Source organism: Rahnella variigena, from assembly GCF_003610915.1.
In the GTDB taxonomy this organism is placed as follows: domain Bacteria; phylum Pseudomonadota; class Gammaproteobacteria; order Enterobacterales; family Enterobacteriaceae; genus Rahnella; species Rahnella variigena.
In genome coordinates, this window is record NZ_NSDJ01000001.1 from 2,018,190 (window position 1) to 2,041,472 (window position 23,283).

Sequence of the window (23,283 nt, forward strand, 5' to 3'; positions counted from 1 at the left end):
GCTCAGTGAGCCTCTCTTTTTTCCTCATGTTGAACCGCTGGGAATGCCATGGCTTTTCTCGATCCAACCCTTTTGATTTTACTTGTCTTCGCCGGTCTGGGCATCATCAGCCACAACAGCGCCGTCACCATCGCAATGTTCTTCCTTCTTACGGTACGCATTACGCCGCTGAACAACTTTTTCCCGTGGATTGAAAAATACGGTCTGACCATCGGCATTATTATTCTGACCATTGGCGTGATGGCGCCGATAGCCAGCGGAAAAATCAGCGCCAGCACCGTGGTGCATTCTTTCTTCCACTGGAAATCCATTGTCGCCATTCTGGTGGGCGTGCTGGTGTCCTGGCTTGGCGGACGCGGCCTGACGCTGATGGGTACACAGCCGCATCTGGTGGCGGGTTTGCTGGTAGGCACCGTGCTGGGCGTGGCGATGTTTAAAGGTGTGCCGGTCGGGCCGCTGATCGCTGCCGGTCTGTTATCGATGATTGTCGGGAAAACCTGACATGTCAGTCACTTTGCCACAGCAACAGATGCAGCGGCTGGGCGTCCGGCGTTTGCTGGTGTTCAGTGGCGACGCGCTGTGGTGTGAACAACAGGCCATTCAGTTCTGCGCACAGAGTGCCGGTGACTGGCTCTGGCTCAGTGATTCCGCGCGTGACGACGTGAACGCCTGTTCGCCGTCAGCGGCACATACGCTGCTGGGGCAGGATGTTTTTCACGGCGTGTTTGATGCCCGCCATAGCCTGAATGTCGAGGCGCTGGCGGCATTTTCCGGCGCATTGAAAGCCGGAAGCTGGCTGATTTTACTGGTGCCGGAATGGAGCGCCTGGGCCGACACGCCGGATGCCGATAGCCTGCGCTGGAGCGAACAGCCGCAGGCGATCCCCACGCCGCGCTTTATCCGTCGTTTCCAGTCTTTGCTTGAACAAGACCGCAGCGTCACGGTTTGGCGGCAGAATCAGCCTTTTGAGCTCGCGCCGTTGCCCGTTGCAGCAGACTGGCTGCCACCCGACGGTCAGCCCACCGCTGAGCAATCGCAAATTTTACAACAACTGATGCAGGCTCAGTCCGGCGTGTGGGTGCTGACCGCGCCGCGTGGTCGGGGTAAATCGACGCTGGCGGGCATGTTGATCCGTCGGTGGCCGGGCAGCTGTTGCGTGACCGCACCGGCCAAAGCGTCGGCCAGCCAGATACTTAATCAGCCAGCTGAATCTGCTCATTTTATCGCGCCTGATGCGCTGCTGGCGTTATGCCGCGAAGGCGCTGTAACCGGCGCTGACTGGCTGATTATCGACGAAGCTGCTGCTATTCCGGCACCGATGCTTTCAGAGCTGGTTGCGGCTTTCCCGCGTGTGTTGCTGACCACTACGGTTCAGGGATATGAAGGCACGGGGCGCGGGTTCTTACTCAAATTCTGTGCGTCTTTGCCGCAGTGGCATGACCTGCGTCTCAATGCGCCGGTCCGCTGGTCAGCTGCCGATACCCTCGAACCGTTCATCAGCGATTTATTGCTGTTTGATGAGCATCTGCCGGTTGCTGAACAGACGGGCGGCACATCAGAAATAGTCCCGGTTAATGCCGGAGACTGGCTGAGTGAACCGGCGCTGTTGCAGGATTTCTACGGCCTGCTCACCAGCGCGCATTACCGTACGTCACCGCTGGATTTGCGTCGTCTGCTGGATGCGCCGGGCATGACCTTCAGCGCATCGCGGATGCACAACACGCTGACGGGGGCGTTATGGCTGGTGGATGAGGGCGGACTGAGTGCGGAACTGGCGCAGGACGTCTGGGCGGGCAGGCGACGTCCGCGGGGCAATCTGGTCGCACAATCACTCGCAGCTCACGCGGGTTTCCCCGAAGCCGCCGTATTACGTTCACGGCGCGTCAGCCGCATTGCGGTACATCCCGCGTTTCGCCGTCGGGGTATTGCCCGTGATTTGCTGGCGGAACAGCAACAGCGTGCGCAGCAGGCGGGGCTGGATTTCCTGTCGGTGAGTTTTGGCTACACGTCAGGTCTGGCGTCATTATGGCAGCAGGCCGGATTCCGGCTGGTGCGTATCAGTATGCAGAAAGAAGCCAGCAGCGGATGTTATGCCGCGATGGCGATATTACCGCTCAGTGCGGCAGGGCAGGCGCTGGCAGAGAGTGCAGAATCTCAGCTTAACCGTGACTGGCGCTGGCTGGCGCCGCTGATGGATCTGGTGTTACCGCTAAACAGCCCGGCAGACACGCAGCCTGACGACGCGGACTGGCGCGAACTGAACGGATTCGCTTTTGCTCATCGTCCGCTGGAAAGCAGTTTACCGGCGCTCAATCGCCTGCTTTTACACAGTGCTTTGCCGCTGACCGCGCTGCGCGCTTATCTGCAACAGGGGCAGAGCGTGGCTCAAATCGTCACGGCGCTGAAACTTTCCGGCCGTAAAGCCTTGCTGACCCGCTGGCGTCAGGAAACACAACAGGCACTGAAAGACGCGGGAACTGCGGAATAAGTCACCGGTTTTATTGCAAAAAATGGAAAGACTCGTTCAATAAAACCCGATTTCACTGACCGGCAGGCGGCGTATAGTGAACCCATTAATCGACAACGGGAGAGAGCAATGAGCTCAGAACAGATTATCGTCCAGCAGCCGGAAGAAATAGCTAACCAGCTGATTTTATTGTTTCATGGCGTGGGTGATAACCCGATTTCAATGGGCGAAATCGGTAAGTTTTTCGCTGTTTCATTCCCGCAGGCGCAGGTGATCAGCGTCGGCAGTCCTGACATTTGTGATTTTGGCCGCGGTTTCCAGTGGTTTTCCGTGCAAGGCGTGACCGAACAAAACCGTCAGCCGCGTGTGGATGCCGCAATGCCGGCTTTCGTACAGATTGTCCGTGACTGGCAGCAGAAAACCGGTGTCACGCCGGAGCACACCACGCTGGTGGGCTTCTCCCAGGGCACCATCATGGCGCTGGAATCGACCAAAGTCGAAGAGCATCTGGCGTCGCGCATTATCGCCTTCAGCGGACGTTTCTCGTCTTTGCCGGAACAGCCGATTGCCGCCGGTACGGTGGTACATTTCATTCACGGCGAGCAGGATCCGGTGATCAACCCGTTCCAGTCGAAAAGTGCGGCAGAACGTCTGAAGTCTCTGGGCTGTGACTGTACTCTGGATTTGCAGGCCGGTATGGCCCACGGACTGGATTCGCATATGATCAACACCGCCATTGCTCATTTACAGAATTATGAGCCGAAATCGCACCAGCGCTGATTTTGCCGAGATTTAAAAAAGAAACGCCCCCGGCTGCATGACAACCGGGGGCGTTTTTTATGTCTGCCTGATGGCGATTATTTGCGGTTTTTACGCATGAAATCATCCATAAAGTTAGTCAGCTTTTCCGCCGCTGGCAGTGAAAGGGCGTTATAGATAGACGCACGGATACCACCGATGGCGCGGTGGCCTGACAGACCCGAGAAACCTGCTTCATGGCTTTCCGCCAGGAATTTCTTCTCCAGCACCTCATCCGGCAGTTTAAATGCCACGTTCATTTGTGAACGGTCCGCTTTGCTGCTCCAGCCGTTATAGAAACCGTCGCTGTTATCGAGCATCGCGTACAGCAGTTCCGCTTTGTGGCGGTTGGTCTGTTCCATATTGTCCAGACCGCCGACATCATTGAGCAACCAGCGCGTGACCAGCAGTACCACATAAATCGCGAATACCGGCGGCGTGTTGAGGTTGGAATGGGATTCCACCTGACGGCGATAATTCAGGAACGATGGCAATTCGTCAGACGACGCTTTCACCACGGTGTCGTGCACCAGCACGATAGTGACGCCCGCCGGGCCGATGTTTTTCTGCGCGTGGGCATAGATCACTGAGAATTTATTGGCATCGCAGGGTTTGGACAGGAAATCAGAGGACATATCGCAGACACGCGGTACATCGTCACGTCCCAGAACGCGCTGGAACTGTAAGCCTTCCACCGTTTCGTTGGAAACGTAATGCAGATACGGCGCGTCAGGCGAAAACGCCAGTTCTTCATCCGCGGGCAGGCGGTTAAACCCGCAAGATTCACCGCTCCACAGCACTTTCACCGGCCCTTCGCGACGCGCTTCGGTGACGACTTTGCTGCTCCAGTAACCGGTATCCAGATATTCTGCGGCATGTTTCTGACCGCGTAACAGCGTCATCGGTACCATCGAGAATTGCTGCGTTGCGCCGCCCTGCAGGAACAGAATGTGGAAATCTTTCGACAAGCCGAGCAGGGTGCGGATGTTGTTTTCGGTTTCTTCAACAATGGAAGCAAACCAGTCGGAACGGTGGCTGATACCGAGGATCGACAGGCCGACTTCCGGCACTTCTTTGATCGCCGCTTCAACTTGTGCGAGTACGACTTCCGGCAATGCGCCGGGACCACCGGAGAAATTAAGGGCGTTACGTGAAATCATGATTATTCTTTTCCTTCTGGCGCATCAGCCGATGCACCGCTGTGCGCAAAGGCACGGGATAACAGCAACTCTCGGCATGCTGTTTTAACTTTATTCATATGGATTTGTTTGTGCGGGAACATCACTTCCAGATCCATCGCGTGGACGACCATCGCCGGATCGATTTCAAAGACCAGCAAACTGCCGTCCGGCGTTTCGCTGCAATCAATGCCCAGATAATCGAGCTGCGTGGTCTCAAAAATAGCCTTCAGCGCCTGCTGATGACGGGCAACGAATTCATGGAAGTTATTCAGGAACGCGGCTTCTTCTTCACGTTTTTTCTGATCTTCATACATGAAGGCGTTGACGTAATGCACCATCCAGTGCGACGAAATCGCCATATGACAGGCATAAGGCACGCCGTCGATCAGCGAAATACGGTATTTACGGAACTGACCATCAGCGTTGCTGTAATCAATGAACTGCGAAAGGAAATAATCTTCCACCTGCACACGGGTCAGATAACCGGCCAGTTCATCCGGACTGGTTATTTTTTCCAGACCATGACCGCCGTGCGAACCGGCTGGTCGCAGGATCACCGGAAAATCACTGCCGGGCAATGCGCTGCTCAGGGAGATGTTCCCTTCCGCTACCGCAGATAAAGCCGAGAATGTCACCGGATGCGCCTGCGCAATGGTTAATCCCGGCTGATTTTGCAACAACGTGCTGGCGTTATGACGCTCGGAGTTGGGGATATGTTGCGGCGCATTGATGACCGGCACCGGCCATTGGCGGGTGATACTTTCCAGCTGCTGTAACAGGAACAGGTTTTCAGTGGTGGCGCTGATGGCGACCATCAGCACATCATGCTCAGGGATCGGCGCTTCAAACGGCGCTTCGGGCGTGATGTAGTAATAAATCAGCTCGATATCGCTGTTTTCCAGCAGGCAATCCAGCGGCACATTGGCCGATAACGTGCCGGGAACCATCAGCATCAGCAGGCGCATTTTTGCCGGTCGTTGTGCGGCATTCAGGGTATAAACCTGCTGCATAGCCAGCGCCTGATCCTGAATAGTCAGCCCGAGATCGGTGCGCTGCAGGCACAACATGACGGTGGACAGGTTCATCCACAGCACGGCGTCATCAGGGTTTTGCTGCGCGCGGGTCACCAGCTCCTGTGCGATGTCAGTACACTCATCACCGGCGATGCTCATACGTAAAAACGGAGCCAGTCCCAGAAATTGCGTGGCGTCGAAATGCTCAGACGCAGCCTGAACAGGGTGGGAAATAGGTAGTGTTTGCAAAGGACGTGTTCTCTCCGTGCATCGGTTTCACGTTGCATGTTACCGGCAGGGGAGAAAGTCAATCGGCGGAGAATCGCTAGATTATCCGCCGACTAATATTGATTAAAGATGAAGGGCTACCGGATGGAAATTACTTTTTCTTCGGCCACTCGTCATCTTTATCCCATTCCGCATTGTTGTCGCGGTGCGGTGGGATCTCCGGTTTGTCTTTCAAAAACTTCTTAACATCCACGCGGTTCAGCTCTTTGATCCCGCTGATTAACATCCCGACCAGTATGATCAGAACGATCCACCAGTAATCTTTAAGCCACTCCATGGTGTGCTCCTTTAAGGGGTGAGAGGGCGATAAATCGCGGAAATATTTCCGTCATCTGACCGGCTAACCAGTCTGCGGCGGCCACTTCCTGTCCTGTCCAGGCGCTGATGAGAACGTGCGGTGTAAGCAGTTTCTCGCACTCCTGCGCCAGCGGACGGTAACTCAGATGCCAGGGTTCAACGGCGACACCACCGGTATCTTCTGCGTACGGTCGATAAAAACCAAATTCCGCCATATGTGCTGAAAGCCACTGATTCAGCGGATAAAAATAACCGCCTTCCTCGTATTCCCACGGCTCCAGCTGCAACTTTTTATCAGCCGGTAACAGAGAAGGATCGTACACATCCAGATCACTGCCCCAGTGATGGCGGCTGGCACCCGGCAGCGCCGACCAGCGTAAAATCAGCTCACAACGTTCCGCTGTGGTTAACTTACTGATATCCACCGGCTGGCTGTTCTTATCTAATACTGGTCGCTCGCCGCGAAATTTGCCATTCCAGATCGCCAGCTGGCGACTGAAATCACGAAAAGTGCTGGCCGGTTGCAGATCAAAACCGGCAACACTGGCGGCCTGGCGCATTTTTTCAAATGCCTGCGCTGCCTCTTTCTGCAACCGGTGCGGGCCTTCGCCCAGCGTCACCAGATGCTCAGCGGAGCGGCCGGTCAGCATTTCATGGCTGATCATGCGACTAACTGTTCCATGATGCGCTGATACATGCGGCTCAGAACCTGCAAATCTGCCGCGTGAACGCATTCATTAATTTTGTGGATGGTGGCGTTGACCGGCCCGAGTTCGACAACCTGCGCGCCCATCAGCGCGATGAAACGCCCGTCAGAGGTGCCGCCGGTGGTTTGCAGTTCCGGCGTGATTTCACTGTAGTGACGCACGGCGTTAACCACCGCATCGACCAGCGCACCGCGTGATGTCAGGAACGGCTGACCGGAAACCACCCAGTGCAGGGTGTATTGCAGGTTATGCCTGTCCAGCAGTTCTGCCACGCGCTGTTTGATGATGGCGTCAGTCAGTTCGGTGCTGAAACGGAAATTGAACTGCACATACAGTTCACCGGGAATGACGTTATTGCTGCCGGTACCGGCGTTGATATTGGCGATCTGCATGCTGGTCGGCGGGAAAAATTCGTTGCCGTTATCCCACACGGTGGCGACCAGTTCATTCAGCGCAGGCATGGCGCGATGCACCGGATTGTCCGCCAGATGCGGATAGGCGACATGTCCCTGAACGCCGTGTACGTGAAGATTAGCGGTCATCGAACCGCGGCGGCCATTTTTCACAATATCGCCGACGCGCGTGGTGCTGGAAGGCTCGCCGACTAAGCAGTAATCGAGGCGCTCATTGCGTTCCATCAGCGCGTTGACCACTTTTACGGTGCCGTTTACGGCGCTGGCTTCTTCATCTGAGGTGATAAGAAACGCCAGACGACCCTGATGATTCGGGTTTGCGGCAACGAAACGTTCCGCCGCGACCACCATCGCCGCCAGCGAACCTTTCATGTCTGCCGCACCGCGACCATATAACATTCCGTCGCGCAGCGTAGGCTCGAACGGACCGGTCACCCACAGCTTATGATCGCCGGTCGGTACGACATCCGTATGACCGGCAAAGGCCAGCGTTTTACCTTCGCCGCGAGTGGCCCAGAAATTCAGGGTATCGCCAAAATGCATGGGTTCCACGTGAAAGCCAGCGGCTTCGAGGCGGGCAATCATAATTTCCTGACAGCCAGCGTCATCCGGGCTGAGGGAAGGGCGGCGGATTAACTGTTGGGCTAAATCGAGAACCGGACAACTCATGTTACTTCACCTGTGCGAGAAATTGCTGATAGGTTTCTGGTTTGAATCCCAGCAGGGACTGACCGTCGGCGGCCAGCAAAAATGGGCGTTTGATCACCGCAGGCTGTTCGAGCATCACCGCTTTGGCGCTGGCTTCGTTATCACAGGCTGCGCGCGTGGCTTCATCAAGTTTGCGCCAGGTCGTTCCGCGCGTATTGAGCATGGCTTCCCAGCCTTGCTTATCCAGCAGGTTCTGCAACAACGTATCATCCAGCCCTTCGACACGGTAATCATGAAACTGGTATTCAACTCCGTTTTCTTCCAGCCAGCGGCGGGCTTTTTTCACGGTATCGCAATTTTTTATGCCGTAGAGAATAAAAGAGGTTGGAGCGGAAGTCTTTGCCATAGAAAAACGTAACCTGTCAGTAAAATAAGAACTTTTTACCCGCATAAAAACGGACGTAAGGATGGAACACATAATGAGGCAAAACGGCCGCAGGATCCAGACGGGGCGGGATTGTGATCGCGCTTAAAAAATAATGAAGGCCTTTTTACATGCTCAAAAAATAGACGTATAATCCGTCCGTCCAATCAAGGGGAGTAAAATGTTAGAGCAAGAGTTAGGTCACTGGAAAGACTTTATCGACCGTATGTTGAAAGCGTAATTGCCCGCATCGTTACCGTTAAAGCAAAGAAAAGATTTATTCTCAGTGCAGTACGTCATTATAAAAAACGTTTGTTCAGGAAGACCATTACGTCCGATTTAGCGACGATTCTCACAGCCAGTAAATCATTAATAAAAAAGGCGTTAATTCACATTAACGCCTTTTTTGTTGCCTGAAATTCAGCGCCGTTATTTGTGATCTGCGGGCACTGTCTCAGCGATATCGGCAATCACGGGATGCGCGGTTTTCCCGGGAAACCGGCGGCGGATCAGCACAAAGAACAGCGGCACGAAGAAGATGGCCAGGATAGTTGCGGAAATCATCCCGCCGATGACGCCGGTACCGACCGCGTGCTGGCTGCCTGAACCTGCGCCCATGCTGGTCGCCATCGGCAGAACACCAAACACAAATGCCAGCGACGTCATCAGTATCGGACGCAGACGCATTCTCGATGCTTCAAGCGTGGCCTCCAGCAATTCCTTGCCGCGAACATTCAGGTCATTGGCAAACTCGACAATCAGAATAGCGTTTTTCGCCGACAGGCCGATGATGGTCAGCATCCCGACCTGGAAGTACACATCGTTTTCCAGCCCGCGCATCCAGGTGGCAATCACCGCGCCGAGTACGCCGAGCGGAACGACCAGCATCACCGAGAACGGAATGGACCAGCTCTCATACAACGCGGCCAGACACAGGAACACCACCAGCAGAGAAATGGCATACAGCGCCGGAGCCTGCGAACCTGACAATCTTTCCTGATACGACAGACCTGTCCATTCGAGGCCAATACCTACCGGCAATTTCGCGACCAGTTTTTCCATGTCATCCATCGCCGTACCACTGCTGATGCCCGTTGCCGGTTCACCCACAATTTCCAGTGCGGAATAACCGTTGTAACGTTCCAGACGCGGTGAACCGGTCAGCCATTTTGAAGTGGCGAAAGCCGAGAAGGGCACCATGGTTCCGGCAGAATTTCGCACGTACCAGCGGTTGATATCGTCCGGCAACATGCGGTATTGCGCTCCGGCCTGCACATAGACTTTCTTAACGCGGCCACGATCCACGAAGTCATTGACGTAGGTTGAGCCCCACGCGGTACTCAACGTGCTGTTGATATCAGCGATCGCCACGCCCAGCGCCTGTGCTTTCACCTGATCGATGTCGATCTGCAATTGCGGACTGTCATCCAGACCGTTGTGACGAACGCGGGTCAGGTTACTGTCTTTCGACGTCATTTCAAGTAACTGGTCGCGTGCTGCCATCAGCGCGGCGTGACCCAGCCCGGCGTGATCCTGAAGTTCCATATCAAAGCCGGTCGCGCTGCCGAGACCGTTGATGGCGGGCGGGCTGCTGGCGATAACGCGGGCTTCGGTTATCTTGTTAAACGCTTTGGTCGCCCGTTCAATCAGAGCAAAAGAAGAATCGTCTTCACCGGTGCGTGCATCCCACGGCGTCAGTCGCACGAACATACGGGCCACGTTCTGCCCGTTACCGCCGGGGCCTGCGCCGATGGTCGAGAATACCGAAAGCACGTCTTTCTTATCTTCTTGCAGGAAATACTTCTCGACCTTTTCCACTACTTTTTGCGTCTGCTGCAACGTCGAACCCGGCGGCAACTGGATCTGCACGGTGAATACACCGCGGTCTTCCATCGGCAGGAATGAGGTTGGCAGTTTGATAAACATGACGGCCAGCAAGGCGACCAGCGCCGCATAACCGAGCATGTAGCGCACACTGTTACGCAGAACGCGCGCCACGCCGTTTTCGTAGCGACGGGCATTGCGGTCGAACATCCGGTTAAACCAGCCGAAGAAGCCGCGTTTACCGTGATGATGTCCCTGCGCGATAGGCTTGAGAATGGTGGAGCACAGCGCCGGTGTCAGCGTCAGGGCGACGAACACTGACAACACCATCGCGGAAACAATCGTAATGGAGAACTGACGGTAAATTGCGCCGGTAGTGCCGCCGAAGAAGGCCATCGGCACGAATACTGCCGACAGCACCATGGTGATACCGACCAGCGCACTCTGAATTTGTCCCATCGATTTTCGCGTCGCCTCTCTGGGGCTGAGGCCTTCTTCGCTCATCACGCGCTCGACGTTTTCCACTACCACGATGGCGTCATCCACCAGCAGGCCGATGGCGAGCACCATCGCGAACATCGTCAGGGTATTGATGCTGTAACCGAACTGATGCAGTACAGCGAATGTCCCCAGCAATACCACCGGCACGGCAATGGTCGGGATAAGCGTCGCACGGAAGTTTTGCAGGAACAGATACATAACCAGGAACACCAGCACGATCGCTTCAAACAGCGTTTTCACTACGTCGGTGATCGCCGCTTTGACGAATGGCGTGGTTTCGTAGGCGATTTCGGCTTTCAGCCCGTGCGGATAATAATGAGAAAGCTCTTCAAGACGCGCACGGACGGCCTTGTCCGTTTGCAGTTCGTTGGCACCGGACGCCAGTTTCACACCCATACCGGATGCGGCCTGTCCGTTATACCGGCTGAGCAGGGCGTAGTTTTCCGCGCCAAGGCCGATGGTTGAGACATCACCAAGTTTGACCTGCGAACCGTCCTGATTCACTTTCAAGGTGATCTGGCGGAACTGTTCAGGCGTCTGTAACTGAGACTGCGCGTTAATGGTGGCATTCAGCGCCTGAAAATCTACAGAAGGCGCACCGCCGAGCTGACCGACGGCCACCTGACTGTTTTGCGCTTTAATCGCGGTGACCACATCGGCGGTAGTGAGCTGATAATTATTCAGCTTGTCCGGGTCGAGCCAGATACGCATGGCGTACTGCGAACCGTACGCATCAATGCTGCCGACGCCGGGCACGCGGCTCAGCGGATCCTGAATATTAGACGCCACATAGTCGGCGATATCCTGCTTATCCATGCTGCCGTCTGTGGAAACAAACGCCACCATCATCAGGTTGGTATCACCGGTCTTTGAGACGGTCACGCCTTGCGTCTGCACGTCCTGTGGCAGACGTTTCAGCGCCTGTTGCAGCTGGTTTTGCACCTGCTGGAGCGCTTCGTTCGGATCTGTACCGGCAGTAAAGCTCAGGGTTATCTGAGACTTACCGTCGTTACTGCTTTGCGAAGACATGTACATCAGATTATCGAGGCCCGTCATGTTTTGTTCGATAATCTGGGTAACGGTATTTTCTAATGTTTGTGCTGATGCGCCGGGATACGTTGCAGAGATCCTGACGTTTGGCGGAGCCAGATCAGGGTACTGCTCAACCGGAAGAAAATAGATCGCGAGTGCGCCGGTCAGGGAAATGATGATCGCTAAAACCCAGGCAAAAATCGGGCGATCGATGAAAAAGTTAGCCATGCTTCAGGAACCTCGTTGTCACTCTGGCGTGAGTGACTAACATCAGCAAACAAACACAATGCCAGTAATCTGACAAAAAAATCCCCTGAGCATTGTCTTCGTAGAAATTGTCTTTTCAGAAGAGGTCTCAGAGGCGGTACTGTCCCGGCGGGACGGAGCGAGTGTTAGAGTGGTGTTCTACGCCTAAGCACTTTACCTGTTCATATGGCATAAAACGTGGAGAAATAAAGGAGATAATGTAAAAAATCCTCCCCGTACACAGGGTTATCTCTCAGCGATATTCGCTGAAACAGTCTACTCTTTGGCTATCTTCATTTTTATGACATCCCGGCAGGAGCTGTCCAGATGAGTTTGCTAATAAATTCCGTCTTTGCCCGTCGTTTATATCTTTGCTGGTTGATCGAGAATGAACAAAAACCGAATGTGCCAAAGCTGATGGAAATCACCGGCTGGCCACGGCGCACTTTGCAGGATGTGCTGAAAGCTCTGCCCGGAATGGGCGTCGGGCTGGAGTTTGTACAGCAGGGCGTGCGCAACAATGACGGTTATTATCAGCTCTCGAGCTGGGGGCCGTTAGATCCCCAATGGATTGAACGTCATAGCGAGCAACTTCTGGCCGCGATTGAGCACGGTTGACGGTAGCGGCAGCCGATGAATCCGGCTATGCTGCCTGGCTTCTCTCACAACTTCTGAGCGGGGGCACGCAATATGTCATCTCATGACAAGTCATCCAGAATCGAAAACGTCCGGAACCAGTTACTCTCTGATAACTGGTATGTTCTTCGCAAATACACCTACGACTTAATCAAGCGCAATGGCGAACGCCAGCCGCAGTCCCGCGAAGTGTATGACCGGGGAAATGGGGCGACAATCCTGCTTTATAACCGGCCTAAAAAAACCGTCCTGCTGATCAAACAGTTTCGTATGCCGACCTATGTCAATGGCAATCCGACCGGTATGCTGCTGGAAACCTGCGCCGGTTTACTCGACAACGATTCGCCTGAAGACTGCATCCGTAAAGAAGCGATTGAAGAAACCGGTTTTGCGGTGGGCAAGGTAGATAAACTGTTTGAAGCCTATATGTCGCCGGGAAGTGTGACGGAGATTGTTCACTTTTTTGCCGCAGAATACGATGAGTCGCAGCGTCAGAACGCCGGTGGCGGTGTGGAAGATGAAGATATCGATGTGCTCGAAGTGCCGTTCACCGACGCACTGGCGATGATCAAAGATGGCCGCATTAAAGACGGCAAAACCATTATGCTGTTACAACATGCGCAAATTCAGGGCTGGCTGGCATAACGTTTCCGCCTCTGAACTTCAATGAAATGAGCTTCAATGAAATGAGCTTCAATAAAAAAGGCACCCGACGGTGCCTTTCGTCTTTTAGTGTTCCTGACTGATAGCGACGCTACCCGCATGACTTTTCATCGCAGACCACGGCAGAACCGACCATTCAGGGCCCTCGCACGAACGTAAAACGCGGGCGAACGTCGGGTCAAAATACAGTCCTTTCTTCGTGAAATACCACGCCGGGAATTGCCAGACAGAAGTATCCGAGTAATCACAATCATCATCACTTTCTTCGGTCGGCTTTTTCATTTGCTCCGGATACGCCGCCGTCAGCTGCTTCACCAGCCACGGCGCCCATTTCTTATCGCGATAATCCGCAAACGTATCAAAATCCACGTCATTTTTGCCCGTCAGGGTACGGTCTTCCGCATTCAGATAATGGAAAGGCGCGCCTTCGCCAACCCATACCACATCTTCCAGCGTCAGTGTTTCTGCGGTTTTGGCATTGAGGTTGACCGGCGATTCGCCGAAATCAGGATGCGCACCGCCACAATCATACGAGGTAAACACGCTGACACTGACGATTTCATCACTCAGGTATTCCGGTGTGACGGTCTGCTGATATTCACCCTGACCAAACCGGCTCGCGCCCAGCATACAGGCATGCCAGCCGCTGACTTCCTGCCACAAGCGGGTACGCAATTTCTGGTTAATCGCCTGCATTTCCGTTTCCGGATAGCCTGACACAATTTCAAAGAAGCTGATTTTCGACTGCGGCTCCGTCCACCATTGCAGCTGGTAGCCCATGAAATTCTCGTTTTTACCCGCTTTGAGTTGCAGCGCAGATAACCGCAGATACTCGTAAGGATCGGTATGAATAAGCGCGCTCAGGTAGCCGTCGTCCGTGGCTGCTGCGGGCATTTGCACCGGTTGCAGCTTCACCGGCAATGTTTTTCCTTGCGGATTGGTCCAGTTGCCTTGCCAGCCGCCATTCTCATCTTTCGTCAGGGTCAGCTCAGGACGCGGGGTATCGTCAAAATCGTCCAGACCTTCCTGAAGTTTCAGTTCCTGACCATCCAGCGCACCGTTGAGGGGTAAATCTAAATGATATTTCTGATAGAAATACCGGCCAGTGACTTCGTCTGGTTTATTTAAATCCAGTTCGAGCACAATGCTGGTTTTACCCAGCGTGCCGGAGTACACCACCGGCGGCTCTTCAGCCAGCGCAGGCAGTGAAAACACGGCTATCAGCCAAATCCATAACTTCATCTGAATCTCCCGGAGAAATGAAAGTCATCCTTTACGCCATTATTTTTCGTTATTGGCTTTGCCAGTGTACTGAATGTTTCGTTACGTCACCATTACGTGATTTCATATCCGGCGAAAAATTATCCTCTGTAAAAGCCCGATCGGGCGGGGTATCTCTTTCTTATTTCGAATAAAAAATGCTGCATTGTTGGCAGTCTCTTGCCGGGTGTTACGCTATTATCAGAAAGATAAATCCAAACAGAGCTGAAACTCATAATGTGCAGATGGATAACCGCCCCTTTATGCCTGCTGGGCACCCTGCTGGCTTTTAGCACGCAGGCTGAGCCGTTACAGGCCATTTATAGCGACTGGCAGGTCAGTTGTGACAACCTTAACCACTGTGTCGCGCGCAATTCTCAGGACGGCCAGGAACTGGTGATGAAAATCAGTCGTGAAGCCGGACCGGAAGGAAAATCCTCCGTCAGCATTGATTATCAGCGTAACAGCGATGAACAAAGTGCAGATGCGCCGGTTGCCGGACGCCTGCAAATGAACGGCAAAACCCTGAGCTTTAATCACCGTGAATGGGATGTCAGTAAAAAACATCTTTCCACAAATAATCGTCTGGTAGTGAATGATTTTATCGCCGCCATTCGCGAAGGCAGCGCAATTTCGCTGGCGGGTAAAGCGGATCCGGCACAACCGGTGCCTCCGGTGATTTCCCTGAAAGGCATAAAAGCCGCATTACTGGCGATCGATGCCCAGCAGGGGCGCGTCGGTACTAAAACGGCGTGGGCTAACCGCGGCACAAAACCGGTAAATACCGTACCGCCGATCCCGGCCGCGCCGGTTCTGCCGCATTTCAGTGAACCGCAGGCGTTAACCGAATCTGAAATCTCAGCCATCACGCAAAACGCGGCGACCACGATTGAGAATAACGATTGCAGCCTGGATCCTTCTGAACGTGAAGTGCATATTTTTGCCTTGAGCAGCGACAAGGCCCTGATGACCGTCAATTGCGATATGGGTGCGTATAACCTCTTCGCACTGGGTTTTCTGGTGAACCGGCAGGCGCCTTATAAGATGGACGATCTGGCGCTGAATATGCCGTTTAAACTGGGCGAGGATGAGGAGTCACCTGAGCTGATCAATGCGGATTTCGATCCTAAAACCGGCACGCTTTCGACCTATGACAAAGGGCGGGGTATCGGGGATTGTGGTGTTTCATCGCGCTGGATATTTGATGGTAAAGCGTTCCGGCTGGCGGCGTTTGCTTCTGAACCCAGCTGCGACGGGTACAGCAGCGGCGGAGAATGGCCGGTACTTTGGGTGACTCAACCGTAATCCCGGCACAAACTGAGAATAAAAAAATGCCCTGTGAGCTTTCGCTTGCAGGGCATTTTCTTTTGCAGTGTTACGTCGCCGGAAAGTTTATTCGGACGCTTTCACCACGACTTTGTTGCTGGCGAACTCAACGTTCATATCAGCAACGATTTTGCAGCGCTTACGGGTTTCGACTTTGCCGTTGACCATAACCTGGCCTTCAGCAATCACTGCTTTCGCAGTACCGCCGCTGTCACACCAGCCCATAAATTTGAGCAGATCGCACAGTTCTACGTGCGGGTGTTTTTCGAGAAAGAAAGTTTCCATGTGTTCCTGACTTTTATGTAGTGCGAATTGTTTAAGGCTTACTGGCGCTGATGTCGTGATATTCCTCGCACGCCTGCAAGGTATTCTGAATCAGCGTCGCGACCGTCATCGGGCCAACGCCGCCCGGCACCGGTGTGATAAAGGAAGCGCGCTCGGCGGCGGCATCATATTCCACATCGCCGACAACTTTACCACTTTCCAGGCGGTTAATACCGACATCAATGACAATCGCGCCCGGTTTAATCCATTCGCCGGGAATAAAGCCTGGTTTACCGACCGCAACCACCACCAGATCGGCATTCTCAACATGATGTCGCAAATTTTTGGTGAAACGGTGCGTAACGGTGGTGGTGCAACCGGCCAGCAGTAATTCCATGCTCATCGGACGGCCAACAATGTTGGAAGCGCCGATCACCACCGCGTTCAGACCGAAGGTATCGATACCGTAACGCTCGAGCAGCGTCACGATGCCACGCGGCGTACAAGGGCGCAGCGTTGGCGCACGCTGGCACAGACGGCCGACGTTATACGGATGGAAACCGTCGACGTCTTTGTCCGGATGAATGCGTTCCAGCACTTTAATGTTATCGATACCGGCGGGCAGAGGAAGCTGCACCAGAATACCGTCGATTTCGCTGTCATTATTGAGCTTTTCAATCAGATCCAGCAATTCGCCTTCGGTAGTGGTTGCAGGCAAATCGTAAGACCGAGAGATGAACCCGACCTCTTCACACGAACGGCGCTTGCTGGCGACATAAATCTGCGAGGCCGGGTTTTCACCTACCAGCACCACAGCCAGACCCGGCGCACGTTTTCCTTCGGCCAGTCGTTGTTGAACACGCGCCGCAACTTCGCTTCTGACTTGCTGCGCAATCGTTTTACCGTCAATAATCTTTGCTGCCATCAGGGAATAAATCCATCAATTAATAAATGCAGGGGGATGCGCCTATTTTGTCAGAAGCGGCGGGCGCTGTCAGGCGTTGAATGCGAATAACTTGTTTAAACGGGTGAGAATTGCGGGCGAGAATTTAACCTGAGACAGTGGCGAAAAAAGTGTCTATTTTAGATATGACTCTTTTTAAATCATAAGGAAAGAAACAAATGACACGCAAAGTGGGGATCATCGGTGCCGGTCATGTGGGCGCTGATGTTGCATTCTCTCTGGTCACGCAGGGGTTGTGTGACGTGATTGTCTTGCTCGATGAGAACGGACCTAAAGCGGCCAGTCAGGCGCTGGAGTTGCGTGATATGGCGTCGCTGACCGCTTCACGCGTGCAGGTCATCGCCAACGATTACAGCGAACTGCGTGATGCCGACGTTTTAGTCATCGCAGTCGGCCCGAAAACCTTACTGCGTGAAGATCGTCTGGAAGAACTCGCGGAGACCCGCGCCGCCGTGCGTGAAGTTATCCCGCGCGTGATTGCCAGCGGTTTCGGCGGCGTTATCCTGAACATCACTAACCCGTGCGATGTCATTACGCAAATTATTCAGCAGACCAGCGGCTTCCCGGACACGCAGGTGTTTGGCACCGGCACGTCACTGGATACCGCGCGCATGAAACGCGTGGTCGGCGAGTTCTTTGGCATCGATCCGAAAAGCGTGACCGGCTATGTCATGGGGGAACACGGCGAATCGCAGTTTGTCGCCTGGAGCACCGTGACACTCGGCGGCCGTCCGGTGGCGGAACTGGCGGGCGATCGTGACGTCGACTGGGCAAAAATGAACGATGCCGTGCGCGGCGGTGGCTGGGAAATCCTGCAAGGGAAGGGCTGGACCAGTTTTGGTATCGCGACAGCAACGGCGCGACTGGTGGATGCGATTTTGTCCGATGCGCACAGCGTCTGGCCGGTTTCGGCCTGGGACGAAGAACTGGGTGTTTATATCGGCCAGCCCGCGGTCATCGGCAAAAAAGGTATTGTGCAAACGCTGCAACCGGAACTGACTGCTTACGAAGGTGTGGCGTATCACGCTTCCGCCCGTGTTATCGCGGCAGCGCTGAAATCTGAAAAATAGCCAACACCCGTCACATAACGTTGCAAGGCGGTCCGGGAATATCTGCAAATTGTTCAGGCATTAAGCAGAGAGTTCGAAAGCCATTGACTCGTCCCGGTCTGCCCGTATAATCCGAACCCGCAACGCTCCCGAAAGGGACAAGCAATGCGCCCTTAGCTCAGTTGGATAGAGCAACGGCCTTCTAAGCCGTAGGTCACAGGTTCGAGCCCTGTAGGGCGTACCATTTCAAAGAAATAAATCTTTCATCAGCCAGCTCACACCTGCCACAACCACCAGATTCACTATCACACTGATGGCGAACCAGGTTTTAAAAGGCTGTTTTTTCGTTTTATGTCGAAAAAGCTGCTGGCCAAAAATCGCTCCAATCCAGCCACCGGCAAAACCAAGCAGCAGCAAGGTGAATTCAGGAACTCTGCTCGTCGAGTGACAGGCGGCTCGTTTGTCCACACCGTAGAAGACCAGCGTCAGCAGATTGACGATTAAGAACCACATCACAAAAGGGTGGGGGAAACAGGCGCTGCCAGCCGCTGCGGCTATCAGCAACAGATAGCTTAAATATTTGAAATTCATAGTGTTGACTGCATAACTACGCCTTCAGCCTGTACGCCGGAATGCGCCTTGTCGTCCCGGTCAGCGTATCAAATACCTCGACTTCAGCCGTGGCTATCGCCATTCCCGTTTTTCTCAGCCGTAAAACATCAGCCGCAATACGCTGAAGTCCGAACCAGAACAGTCCGTCCAGCGGATTGACCTCCAGCCCGGCTTCCAGTGCTAACCGGAGACGATCGCGTGGCACTTTGGTTTGTTGCGCGATTTCCCGGTAAGTGGCTTCCGTTGTTCCTGTCGCATCGATGCGCCGGATACGGGTCGTAAGACGGTATTGAAACTCATCGGGTATCCCGCCCAGATCCATTTTGAGACTGTAGACGCAGCCGAAGCGTTTGCCATTAAACAGGACATTTTTCTGACTGAGTTGCAATTCATCGCGCACGCTGTCAATGAGCTGGGGCGCGCGGGTAAGCAAAAGCCGGAAAGGCAGCTCAAAGCTGGTGACATAGTCCACATTGAGCAGGGCGATACGCAGGCGCTCTGCGGCGCCCGCCTTATTTTCCTGACATTCGGCAATCACATCTTTCCATTGCTGGATAAGGCGAGGGGATTCTGCCGCTTCAGAAAAATGGTATTTTTCAATCTGGTAATCAATGCGTCCGGTCACACCAAATTCCCTTCTGGTCACATTTAAGTATCGGTTGATTACTTTATACCAGCGACAGGTCATCACCGGAAGCCTTCACGAAGGCCTCACTGCGAGGACAGAATATGTCTCCGGAACGCATCACGCCATTTCCTGCTGGCTTAGAAATACTGCCTTAGAAATCGAGTTCCAGCGCAAAACATAAATAGGCCATCAGTGGCGCACAATGCCTGAACTGTTCTGCACAAAAATCGACAACATCTGGTTTGCACAAGTCTTCAAAGGCGATATTTTTGATCGCGATATAATCTTTGCGTTTTAATTCAGCTAACAGCGGGTGGTTATTGTCGTAGCCTCTTGGCGGACGGACCAGGCTGTCGCCATCCATCGCAAACCCGTTATCGTGCAATGTCTTAAGGGCTTTTTGATAGGCATTCGGGTTCTCATCAATGCAAGCCCGAATGGCGTTTAAGGCTTTTGATTCCGGATGCCAGATCCCCGCTGCAATAAAACAGCCGTCTTCGGCGATGTGCAGATAGAGGCCGGGCGCGTGAACGTCTTTGCCCTGAAAGTGACGAAACTGAATGCCGACATTGGTTTTGTAAGGCGTTTTATCTTTGCTGAACCGGCTGTCGCGCTGCGGGCGCATCAGGCTGCCACCGACTTTCTTGGCGACGGCAGTCAGCCTTGGAGAAATAGCAACAATCTCAGGCTGCATCTGTTCGATAAAGTGCAGCGCCGGGGTTCTCAGCGTGTTCTCGTATTCGTCCTGATTAGCCTTAAACCAGTCACGGGTGTTGTTCTGCGCGAGTTTATTCAGAAATTGCAGACCGGCGGCGCTAAAAATTGTCCCTGCCGCAACCGGCGTTTTAGGTGTCTGAGTCGTCATTATCGATAAGCCTTTATCACTGCCAATGGGGAATCAGGGTAAATCCTGACGCCAGACCGGACTCAGTGCAAACTGAAAAGTAAAATATTTTCCCTTTAATAAGGCTCATTTGTCCGGGGTGATCCCGATCACAAAAAATCCGGCGCAGCAGGATGGTGTATATATGTGCCTTTCCTTGCCTCACCCCGCCGGACACTTCCGGTTATCGTCATAACTCATCGAAAGAAATCCCCTATCCGGGAAAAAATGCGTAATATCAGGCAGCAAATTAACCTGATATTCATTGTGGGTATCAGTATGGTCAGGGAGTGATAAATGCGTGAATTAGAAAAAATGATCCAAGGTTTGGATTACCAAATCAATGATGCGGAATTACGTGAAATTCGTTATCAGACCCGCGATAAAGTTGATGAGTTTAATGCGCTGAGTGCCCGCCAGGCGCCTGAGAAAGATGCGCTGATAAGAACGATTTTCAGTGAGGTGGGCAGCAATGTACATTTCGAAAAAGGCATGCGCATTGATTACGGTATCAATACCACGCTCGGCAATAATGTTTTCATCAATTTCAATTTTGTTCTGCTCGATTGCGCACCGGTCACGATAGGAAATAACGTTTTCATCGGGCCTGACGTGCAGATTTATACCGCACAACATCCGCTGGATATTGATCTGCGGCGTGAACATATTGGCAGCGCACAGCCGGTGAGTATCGGGAATGATGTCTGGATTGGCGGCGGTTGCATAATTTTGCCTGGCGTGACGCTGGGTGATGGTTGCACGGTTGGCGCTGGCAGTGTGGTGACCCGCTCTGTGCCTGCGGGCGCAGTCGCCTGTGGCAACCCATGCCGGATAATCCGTGATAATGCGCAGGGAGGCTGACTGACTGTTCAGTATTTCAGGGGCAGCTTATGTACTTTTTTGAGAATGCCGTTTTCCAGGGTGACATAGCCACCTTGTTTTAACTGGGCGAGCATTTTCATGATAGTACTGCGGGAAAGACGTGTCTTTTGCTGAACATAGGTTACGGCGACGGTAATATTACGAATTTCCTCAGGTTCATTCATCAGTTCTATCAGATGAAAACGAATGATTTCATAAGATGAATTACCGGTGAGCAATACACCTTTGGTGAATATACTGCCGGTCATTCTGAAAATATGTTTGGATAACATCTCCCATAAATCAAGCTCATTAATTAACGCGTGCATTTCTGGAACGGTAGTCATCGCCACTTCTGATTCTACCTTCGATTCAATATACAAACCCGCTGATTCCGGTATCGCACCGCCTATACCGATAATGCCCGGTAACTGTAATGTGCCAAGTAAAACAGGATCGGCACTGTGATGAATGCTGAACCAGCCATTGCGGACGAAATAACAATATGACGTACCGTTTTTGAATAAATCAAAGCGCGTCTGCGCAGGAACTATATTGAATTCCAGATACGGGCTGAGTTTCTCAAACAGTGCAGCCGTTGCATAGAGCAGGCTTGTATCGTGTTCACTTTTCAGCGTCGTAGGGTCTTTCATTGCAAGTGCCAGGGTGACAGAGAATTCTTTTAAATTTAGCACAATTCTCTGCAGGTCGGGCACCACGGCTCCAGTGGATTTAACCGTTACTGATAAGTAAACGTCATGAGCATCACGCTGTTAATATCCCCGGAACCGGCACTGCCCGCGGGGGCGATAACCCGTCCGGCCAGGGCGAAAATGGCGTTGTGCTGAACCGGATCAATACCGACCGTCATTGTACTGCCGCTGCCTTTTACGCTGGATTTTGTGGCGTCATCCACCACCTGAATCGCCACATTGGCGGCAGAGCCGCTGTTAAGAAAGAGCGCAGGATCGCCCGGATACACTGCGCCGCTAAAGGTGGCGGTTGCACTCACGGTGGTCGCGGGACAATTGTTCAGTCTGACCTGAAAGGGCTTCCAGTCCGAAGCGGCACCCGCAGTACGTAAATCTGTTCCGATTAATTGCCCGAAGTTTACCGTCCGGCTGACCGAACCGGTATCGACAGAGCAGGGCGCGGCAACGATATTCCCTGTGACGTTGATATTCACGAGATCGGTAGCCCTTACCTGATTTGAAAACAGAATTACGGGTAATGCACAGCCGGATGCGAATAAGATTTTAAATCTTTGCAGGTTCATTTTCATTATTGATACGCCAGTGTGACAGTGGCGGAGGCGTTGGCTTGTCCCGGGATCACCGCATCTGAGACCTGATAATAGCGGGCAGTGAATGCCGCGTTCAGCGTGCCACCTGAATTTGAAACAGCGCCAGCCTGAAAATAATTATCAAACGTCACCGGCATATTATTGAAAAGCATTTGTACGCCAATGCCTGTCGCATTGTTGGTGCCGCTGGTGATAGCCATCACGCCGTCTGGTTTAGACGCATAGGCAGGGGAACTCATGCTCATTGTGATATTGACCGGATTATCGCAGGTCACCGGAATGAGGAAGTTTCTGTCGCCTGCAGTAGAACCCGGGCCGGTAAAGGCATTCACCGGGATATCGCCCAGCGGAACGGGGACAGTACTTCCCGTTGAGCAGGAAACGCTTCGATAGATAATATTCCCCGCGTAAGAAACGGAGCTGTCGGTCGAACTGCCCAGACCCCAGCCGGTGTTATACATGCCGATACCGAATTTAGTCTGCGACTGGTTAAGCGAGCCGGTGCCGATGGTGGCAGACGTTTTAACCAGCGCCAGAGTCATGCTGACAGAAAATGTTTTTCCGGGCGTATTGGAAATATATCCCAGCGGCGTGTTGCGGGTATCACAGCTCGTGCCCGCCCCCACGACACGTTGTCCGGCGGAATTGACCAGCGTAATGCCAATGCCGCTGACGCCGGTATTATAAACGCCGGGCATACCGCTGATTTCTGTCCCGCTACCGTAATAACAGGTGATGATCACCGCGCCCTGAGGGACGCCGCTGATTGCCGCGCAGTTACCGGCAAAAGCGAACACTTTCTCCGTGCCGGGAATGGTCGATCCAACGGGTAAACTGGCATCCACCGCGATACTACCGAGCGTTGCGACACCCGGAATATTTGGCGAGCTGGTGCAACCGGTATTGGCCGCCAGCGCAGCGGGTGAAAGAAAACTCAGTCCGGCGAGTAAACCGGCCAGCATCACTATTTTTTTGATTATTTTCATCATCGGTAT

24 protein-coding genes and 1 tRNA gene are annotated in these 23,283 nt (G+C 53.4%); 9 read left to right on the plus strand and 16 right to left on the minus strand.

The genetic code is table 11. The features are described from left to right. Positions 1-48: 48 nt before the first annotated feature. The 3 genes from CKQ54_RS09245 (at position 49) to ypfH (ending at position 3,247) form a co-directional block, all read left to right on the plus strand. Positions 49-501 (plus strand): DUF441 domain-containing protein, encoded by a 453-nt coding sequence (locus CKQ54_RS09245; protein ID WP_112287584.1) that lies wholly within the window; start codon positions 49-51, stop codon positions 499-501. Position 502: 1 nt separating this feature from the next. Beyond that, entirely contained in the window at positions 503-2,488 is a 1,986-nt protein-coding gene (locus tag CKQ54_RS09250; RefSeq protein WP_120160268.1) for a tRNA(Met) cytidine acetyltransferase TmcA, read from the plus strand. Positions 2,489-2,596: 108 nt separating this feature from the next. Further along, complete coding sequence (gene ypfH / locus CKQ54_RS09255; RefSeq protein ID WP_120160270.1) at positions 2,597-3,247, plus strand: esterase; 651 nt, start codon at positions 2,597-2,599, stop codon at positions 3,245-3,247. Positions 3,248-3,324: 77 nt separating this feature from the next. On the opposite strand, the gene CKQ54_RS09260 is transcribed toward ypfH, so the two are convergent. From CKQ54_RS09260 to acrD, 7 genes are all read right to left on the minus strand, one after another. Then, positions 3,325-4,425 carry a phosphoserine transaminase gene (locus CKQ54_RS09260; protein ID WP_120160272.1) on the minus strand — a complete coding sequence of 367 codons (1,101 nt, stop codon included), beginning with the start codon at positions 4,423-4,425 and terminating at the stop codon, positions 3,325-3,327. Between the two features lie 2 nt (positions 4,426-4,427). Continuing rightward, positions 4,428-5,708 (minus strand): ATP-grasp domain-containing protein, encoded by a 1,281-nt coding sequence (locus tag CKQ54_RS09265; protein ID WP_120160273.1) that lies wholly within the window; start codon positions 5,706-5,708, stop codon positions 4,428-4,430. A 130-nt stretch (positions 5,709-5,838) separates the two neighbouring features. Beyond that, a complete protein-coding gene (locus CKQ54_RS09270; protein ID WP_112287588.1) occupies positions 5,839-6,024 on the minus strand; it encodes a YpfN family protein in 186 nt (61 codons plus the stop codon). Further along, a complete protein-coding gene (locus CKQ54_RS09275) occupies positions 6,011-6,694 on the minus strand; it encodes a M15 family metallopeptidase (RefSeq protein ID WP_207914753.1) in 684 nt (227 codons plus the stop codon). Before CKQ54_RS09275 ends, CKQ54_RS09270 begins: the two co-directional genes overlap by 14 nt. Before the next feature lie 11 nt (positions 6,695-6,705). Continuing rightward, positions 6,706-7,833, minus strand: coding sequence for a succinyl-diaminopimelate desuccinylase (gene dapE, locus CKQ54_RS09280; protein ID WP_120160277.1), 1,128 nt, complete (start codon positions 7,831-7,833; stop codon positions 6,706-6,708). A 1-nt stretch (position 7,834) separates the two neighbouring features. Next, positions 7,835-8,218, minus strand: a complete 384-nt coding sequence (locus CKQ54_RS09285) for an ArsC family reductase (protein WP_120160279.1) — start codon at positions 8,216-8,218, stop codon at positions 7,835-7,837. A 447-nt stretch (positions 8,219-8,665) separates the two neighbouring features. After that, a complete protein-coding gene (gene acrD, locus CKQ54_RS09290; protein ID WP_112287592.1) occupies positions 8,666-11,821 on the minus strand; it encodes a multidrug efflux RND transporter permease AcrD in 3,156 nt (1,051 codons plus the stop codon). A 351-nt stretch (positions 11,822-12,172) separates the two neighbouring features. Between acrD and CKQ54_RS09295 the strand changes: the two genes are divergently transcribed. Together CKQ54_RS09295 and nudK are read left to right on the plus strand one after the other, a co-directional pair. After that, the gene (locus tag CKQ54_RS09295; RefSeq protein WP_208644615.1) at positions 12,173-12,457 is read left to right on the plus strand and encodes a winged helix-turn-helix domain-containing protein; all 285 of its coding nucleotides are present in this window, start codon (positions 12,173-12,175) and stop codon (positions 12,455-12,457) included. Positions 12,458-12,529: 72 nt separating this feature from the next. Then, a complete protein-coding gene (gene nudK, locus CKQ54_RS09300; protein WP_120160283.1) occupies positions 12,530-13,120 on the plus strand; it encodes a GDP-mannose pyrophosphatase NudK in 591 nt (196 codons plus the stop codon). 84 nt (positions 13,121-13,204) lie between these two features. Here nudK and CKQ54_RS09305 read toward each other — a convergent pair whose 3' ends face one another. Then, on the minus strand, positions 13,205-14,380 hold the full coding sequence (locus CKQ54_RS09305) for a DUF3298 domain-containing protein (protein WP_120160285.1): 1,176 nt from the start codon (positions 14,378-14,380) through the stop codon (positions 13,205-13,207). A gap of 255 nt (positions 14,381-14,635) precedes the next feature. Between CKQ54_RS09305 and CKQ54_RS09310 the strand changes: the two genes are divergently transcribed. After that, positions 14,636-15,703: a DUF1176 domain-containing protein gene (locus CKQ54_RS09310; RefSeq protein WP_120160287.1), complete on the plus strand. Its 1,068-nt coding sequence runs from the start codon at positions 14,636-14,638 to the stop codon at positions 15,701-15,703. 87 nt (positions 15,704-15,790) lie between these two features. Here the strand turns inward: CKQ54_RS09310 and ybcJ are convergent, their stop codons facing one another. Continuing rightward, the gene (ybcJ, locus tag CKQ54_RS09315) at positions 15,791-16,009 is read right to left on the minus strand and encodes a ribosome-associated protein YbcJ (protein WP_112287597.1); all 219 of its coding nucleotides are present in this window, start codon (positions 16,007-16,009) and stop codon (positions 15,791-15,793) included. Between the two features lie 31 nt (positions 16,010-16,040). Next, positions 16,041-16,913, minus strand: coding sequence for a bifunctional methylenetetrahydrofolate dehydrogenase/methenyltetrahydrofolate cyclohydrolase FolD (folD, locus tag CKQ54_RS09320; protein WP_095925051.1), 873 nt, complete (start codon positions 16,911-16,913; stop codon positions 16,041-16,043). Between the two features lie 197 nt (positions 16,914-17,110). Between folD and CKQ54_RS09325 the strand changes: the two genes are divergently transcribed. Together CKQ54_RS09325 and CKQ54_RS09330 are read left to right on the plus strand one after the other, a co-directional pair. Then, complete coding sequence (locus tag CKQ54_RS09325) at positions 17,111-18,022, plus strand: L-lactate dehydrogenase (protein ID WP_120160289.1); 912 nt, start codon at positions 17,111-17,113, stop codon at positions 18,020-18,022. A 146-nt stretch (positions 18,023-18,168) separates the two neighbouring features. After that, positions 18,169-18,245, plus strand: a tRNA-Arg gene (locus CKQ54_RS09330). A gap of 2 nt (positions 18,246-18,247) precedes the next feature. On the opposite strand, the gene CKQ54_RS09335 is transcribed toward CKQ54_RS09330, so the two are convergent. The 3 genes from CKQ54_RS09335 to CKQ54_RS09345 all read right to left on the minus strand — a co-directional run bounded on the left by CKQ54_RS09335 (position 18,248) and on the right by CKQ54_RS09345 (position 20,106). After that, entirely contained in the window at positions 18,248-18,592 is a 345-nt protein-coding gene (locus CKQ54_RS09335) for a DUF1294 domain-containing protein (protein WP_120160290.1), read from the minus strand. Positions 18,593-18,608: 16 nt separating this feature from the next. Next, the gene (locus CKQ54_RS09340; RefSeq protein ID WP_120160292.1) at positions 18,609-19,238 is read right to left on the minus strand and encodes an ECs1377 family protein; all 630 of its coding nucleotides are present in this window, start codon (positions 19,236-19,238) and stop codon (positions 18,609-18,611) included. Positions 19,239-19,392: 154 nt separating this feature from the next. Beyond that, positions 19,393-20,106: a DUF2461 domain-containing protein gene (locus CKQ54_RS09345; protein WP_120160294.1), complete on the minus strand. Its 714-nt coding sequence runs from the start codon at positions 20,104-20,106 to the stop codon at positions 19,393-19,395. Between the two features lie 315 nt (positions 20,107-20,421). Here CKQ54_RS09345 and CKQ54_RS09350 point away from each other — a divergent pair, with 315 nt between their 5' ends. Further along, complete coding sequence (locus CKQ54_RS09350; RefSeq protein WP_120160296.1) at positions 20,422-20,985, plus strand: sugar O-acetyltransferase; 564 nt, start codon at positions 20,422-20,424, stop codon at positions 20,983-20,985. An 8-nt stretch (positions 20,986-20,993) separates the two neighbouring features. On the opposite strand, the gene CKQ54_RS09355 is transcribed toward CKQ54_RS09350, so the two are convergent. The 3 genes from CKQ54_RS09355 to CKQ54_RS09365 all read right to left on the minus strand — a co-directional run bounded on the left by CKQ54_RS09355 (position 20,994) and on the right by CKQ54_RS09365 (position 23,277). Further along, complete coding sequence (locus tag CKQ54_RS09355) at positions 20,994-21,701, minus strand: helix-turn-helix domain-containing protein (RefSeq protein ID WP_232829824.1); 708 nt, start codon at positions 21,699-21,701, stop codon at positions 20,994-20,996. 23 nt (positions 21,702-21,724) lie between these two features. Next, positions 21,725-22,171, minus strand: a complete 447-nt coding sequence (locus CKQ54_RS09360; RefSeq protein WP_147412479.1) for a fimbrial protein — start codon at positions 22,169-22,171, stop codon at positions 21,725-21,727. Positions 22,172-22,266: 95 nt separating this feature from the next. Further along, on the minus strand, positions 22,267-23,277 hold the full coding sequence (locus tag CKQ54_RS09365; RefSeq protein WP_244220190.1) for a fimbrial protein: 1,011 nt from the start codon (positions 23,275-23,277) through the stop codon (positions 22,267-22,269). Between the last annotated feature and the right edge of the window lie 6 nt (positions 23,278-23,283).

What these genes read in the sequence shown, in the direction of transcription:
- folD (WP_095925051.1), bottom strand. Translation starts at nt 16,913, where the DNA reads ATGGCAGCAAAGATTATTGACGGTAAAACGATTGCGCAGCAAGTCAGA.
- CKQ54_RS09350 (WP_120160296.1), top strand. Translation starts at nt 20,422, where the DNA reads ATGCGTGAATTAGAAAAAATGATCCAAGGTTTGGATTACCAAATCAAT.
- CKQ54_RS09305 (WP_120160285.1), bottom strand. Translation starts at nt 14,380, where the DNA reads ATGAAGTTATGGATTTGGCTGATAGCCGTGTTTTCACTGCCTGCGCTG.
- CKQ54_RS09335 (WP_120160290.1), bottom strand. Translation starts at nt 18,592, where the DNA reads ATGAATTTCAAATATTTAAGCTATCTGTTGCTGATAGCCGCAGCGGCT.
- ypfH (WP_120160270.1), top strand. Translation starts at nt 2,597, where the DNA reads ATGAGCTCAGAACAGATTATCGTCCAGCAGCCGGAAGAAATAGCTAAC.
- CKQ54_RS09260 (WP_120160272.1), bottom strand. Translation starts at nt 4,425, where the DNA reads ATGATTTCACGTAACGCCCTTAATTTCTCCGGTGGTCCCGGCGCATTG.
- CKQ54_RS09365 (WP_244220190.1), bottom strand. Translation starts at nt 23,277, where the DNA reads ATGATGAAAATAATCAAAAAAATAGTGATGCTGGCCGGTTTACTCGCC.
- CKQ54_RS09245 (WP_112287584.1), top strand. Translation starts at nt 49, where the DNA reads ATGGCTTTTCTCGATCCAACCCTTTTGATTTTACTTGTCTTCGCCGGT.
- CKQ54_RS09325 (WP_120160289.1), top strand. Translation starts at nt 17,111, where the DNA reads ATGACACGCAAAGTGGGGATCATCGGTGCCGGTCATGTGGGCGCTGAT.
- CKQ54_RS09275 (WP_207914753.1), bottom strand. Translation starts at nt 6,694, where the DNA reads ATGCTGACCGGCCGCTCCGCTGAGCATCTGGTGACGCTGGGCGAAGGC.
- CKQ54_RS09270 (WP_112287588.1), bottom strand. Translation starts at nt 6,024, where the DNA reads ATGGAGTGGCTTAAAGATTACTGGTGGATCGTTCTGATCATACTGGTC.
- dapE (WP_120160277.1), bottom strand. Translation starts at nt 7,833, where the DNA reads ATGAGTTGTCCGGTTCTCGATTTAGCCCAACAGTTAATCCGCCGCCCT.
- nudK (WP_120160283.1), top strand. Translation starts at nt 12,530, where the DNA reads ATGTCATCTCATGACAAGTCATCCAGAATCGAAAACGTCCGGAACCAG.
- CKQ54_RS09310 (WP_120160287.1), top strand. Translation starts at nt 14,636, where the DNA reads ATGTGCAGATGGATAACCGCCCCTTTATGCCTGCTGGGCACCCTGCTG.
- CKQ54_RS09345 (WP_120160294.1), bottom strand. Translation starts at nt 20,106, where the DNA reads ATGACGACTCAGACACCTAAAACGCCGGTTGCGGCAGGGACAATTTTT.
- ybcJ (WP_112287597.1), bottom strand. Translation starts at nt 16,009, where the DNA reads ATGGAAACTTTCTTTCTCGAAAAACACCCGCACGTAGAACTGTGCGAT.
- CKQ54_RS09285 (WP_120160279.1), bottom strand. Translation starts at nt 8,218, where the DNA reads ATGGCAAAGACTTCCGCTCCAACCTCTTTTATTCTCTACGGCATAAAA.
- CKQ54_RS09250 (WP_120160268.1), top strand. Translation starts at nt 503, where the DNA reads ATGTCAGTCACTTTGCCACAGCAACAGATGCAGCGGCTGGGCGTCCGG.
- acrD (WP_112287592.1), bottom strand. Translation starts at nt 11,821, where the DNA reads ATGGCTAACTTTTTCATCGATCGCCCGATTTTTGCCTGGGTTTTAGCG.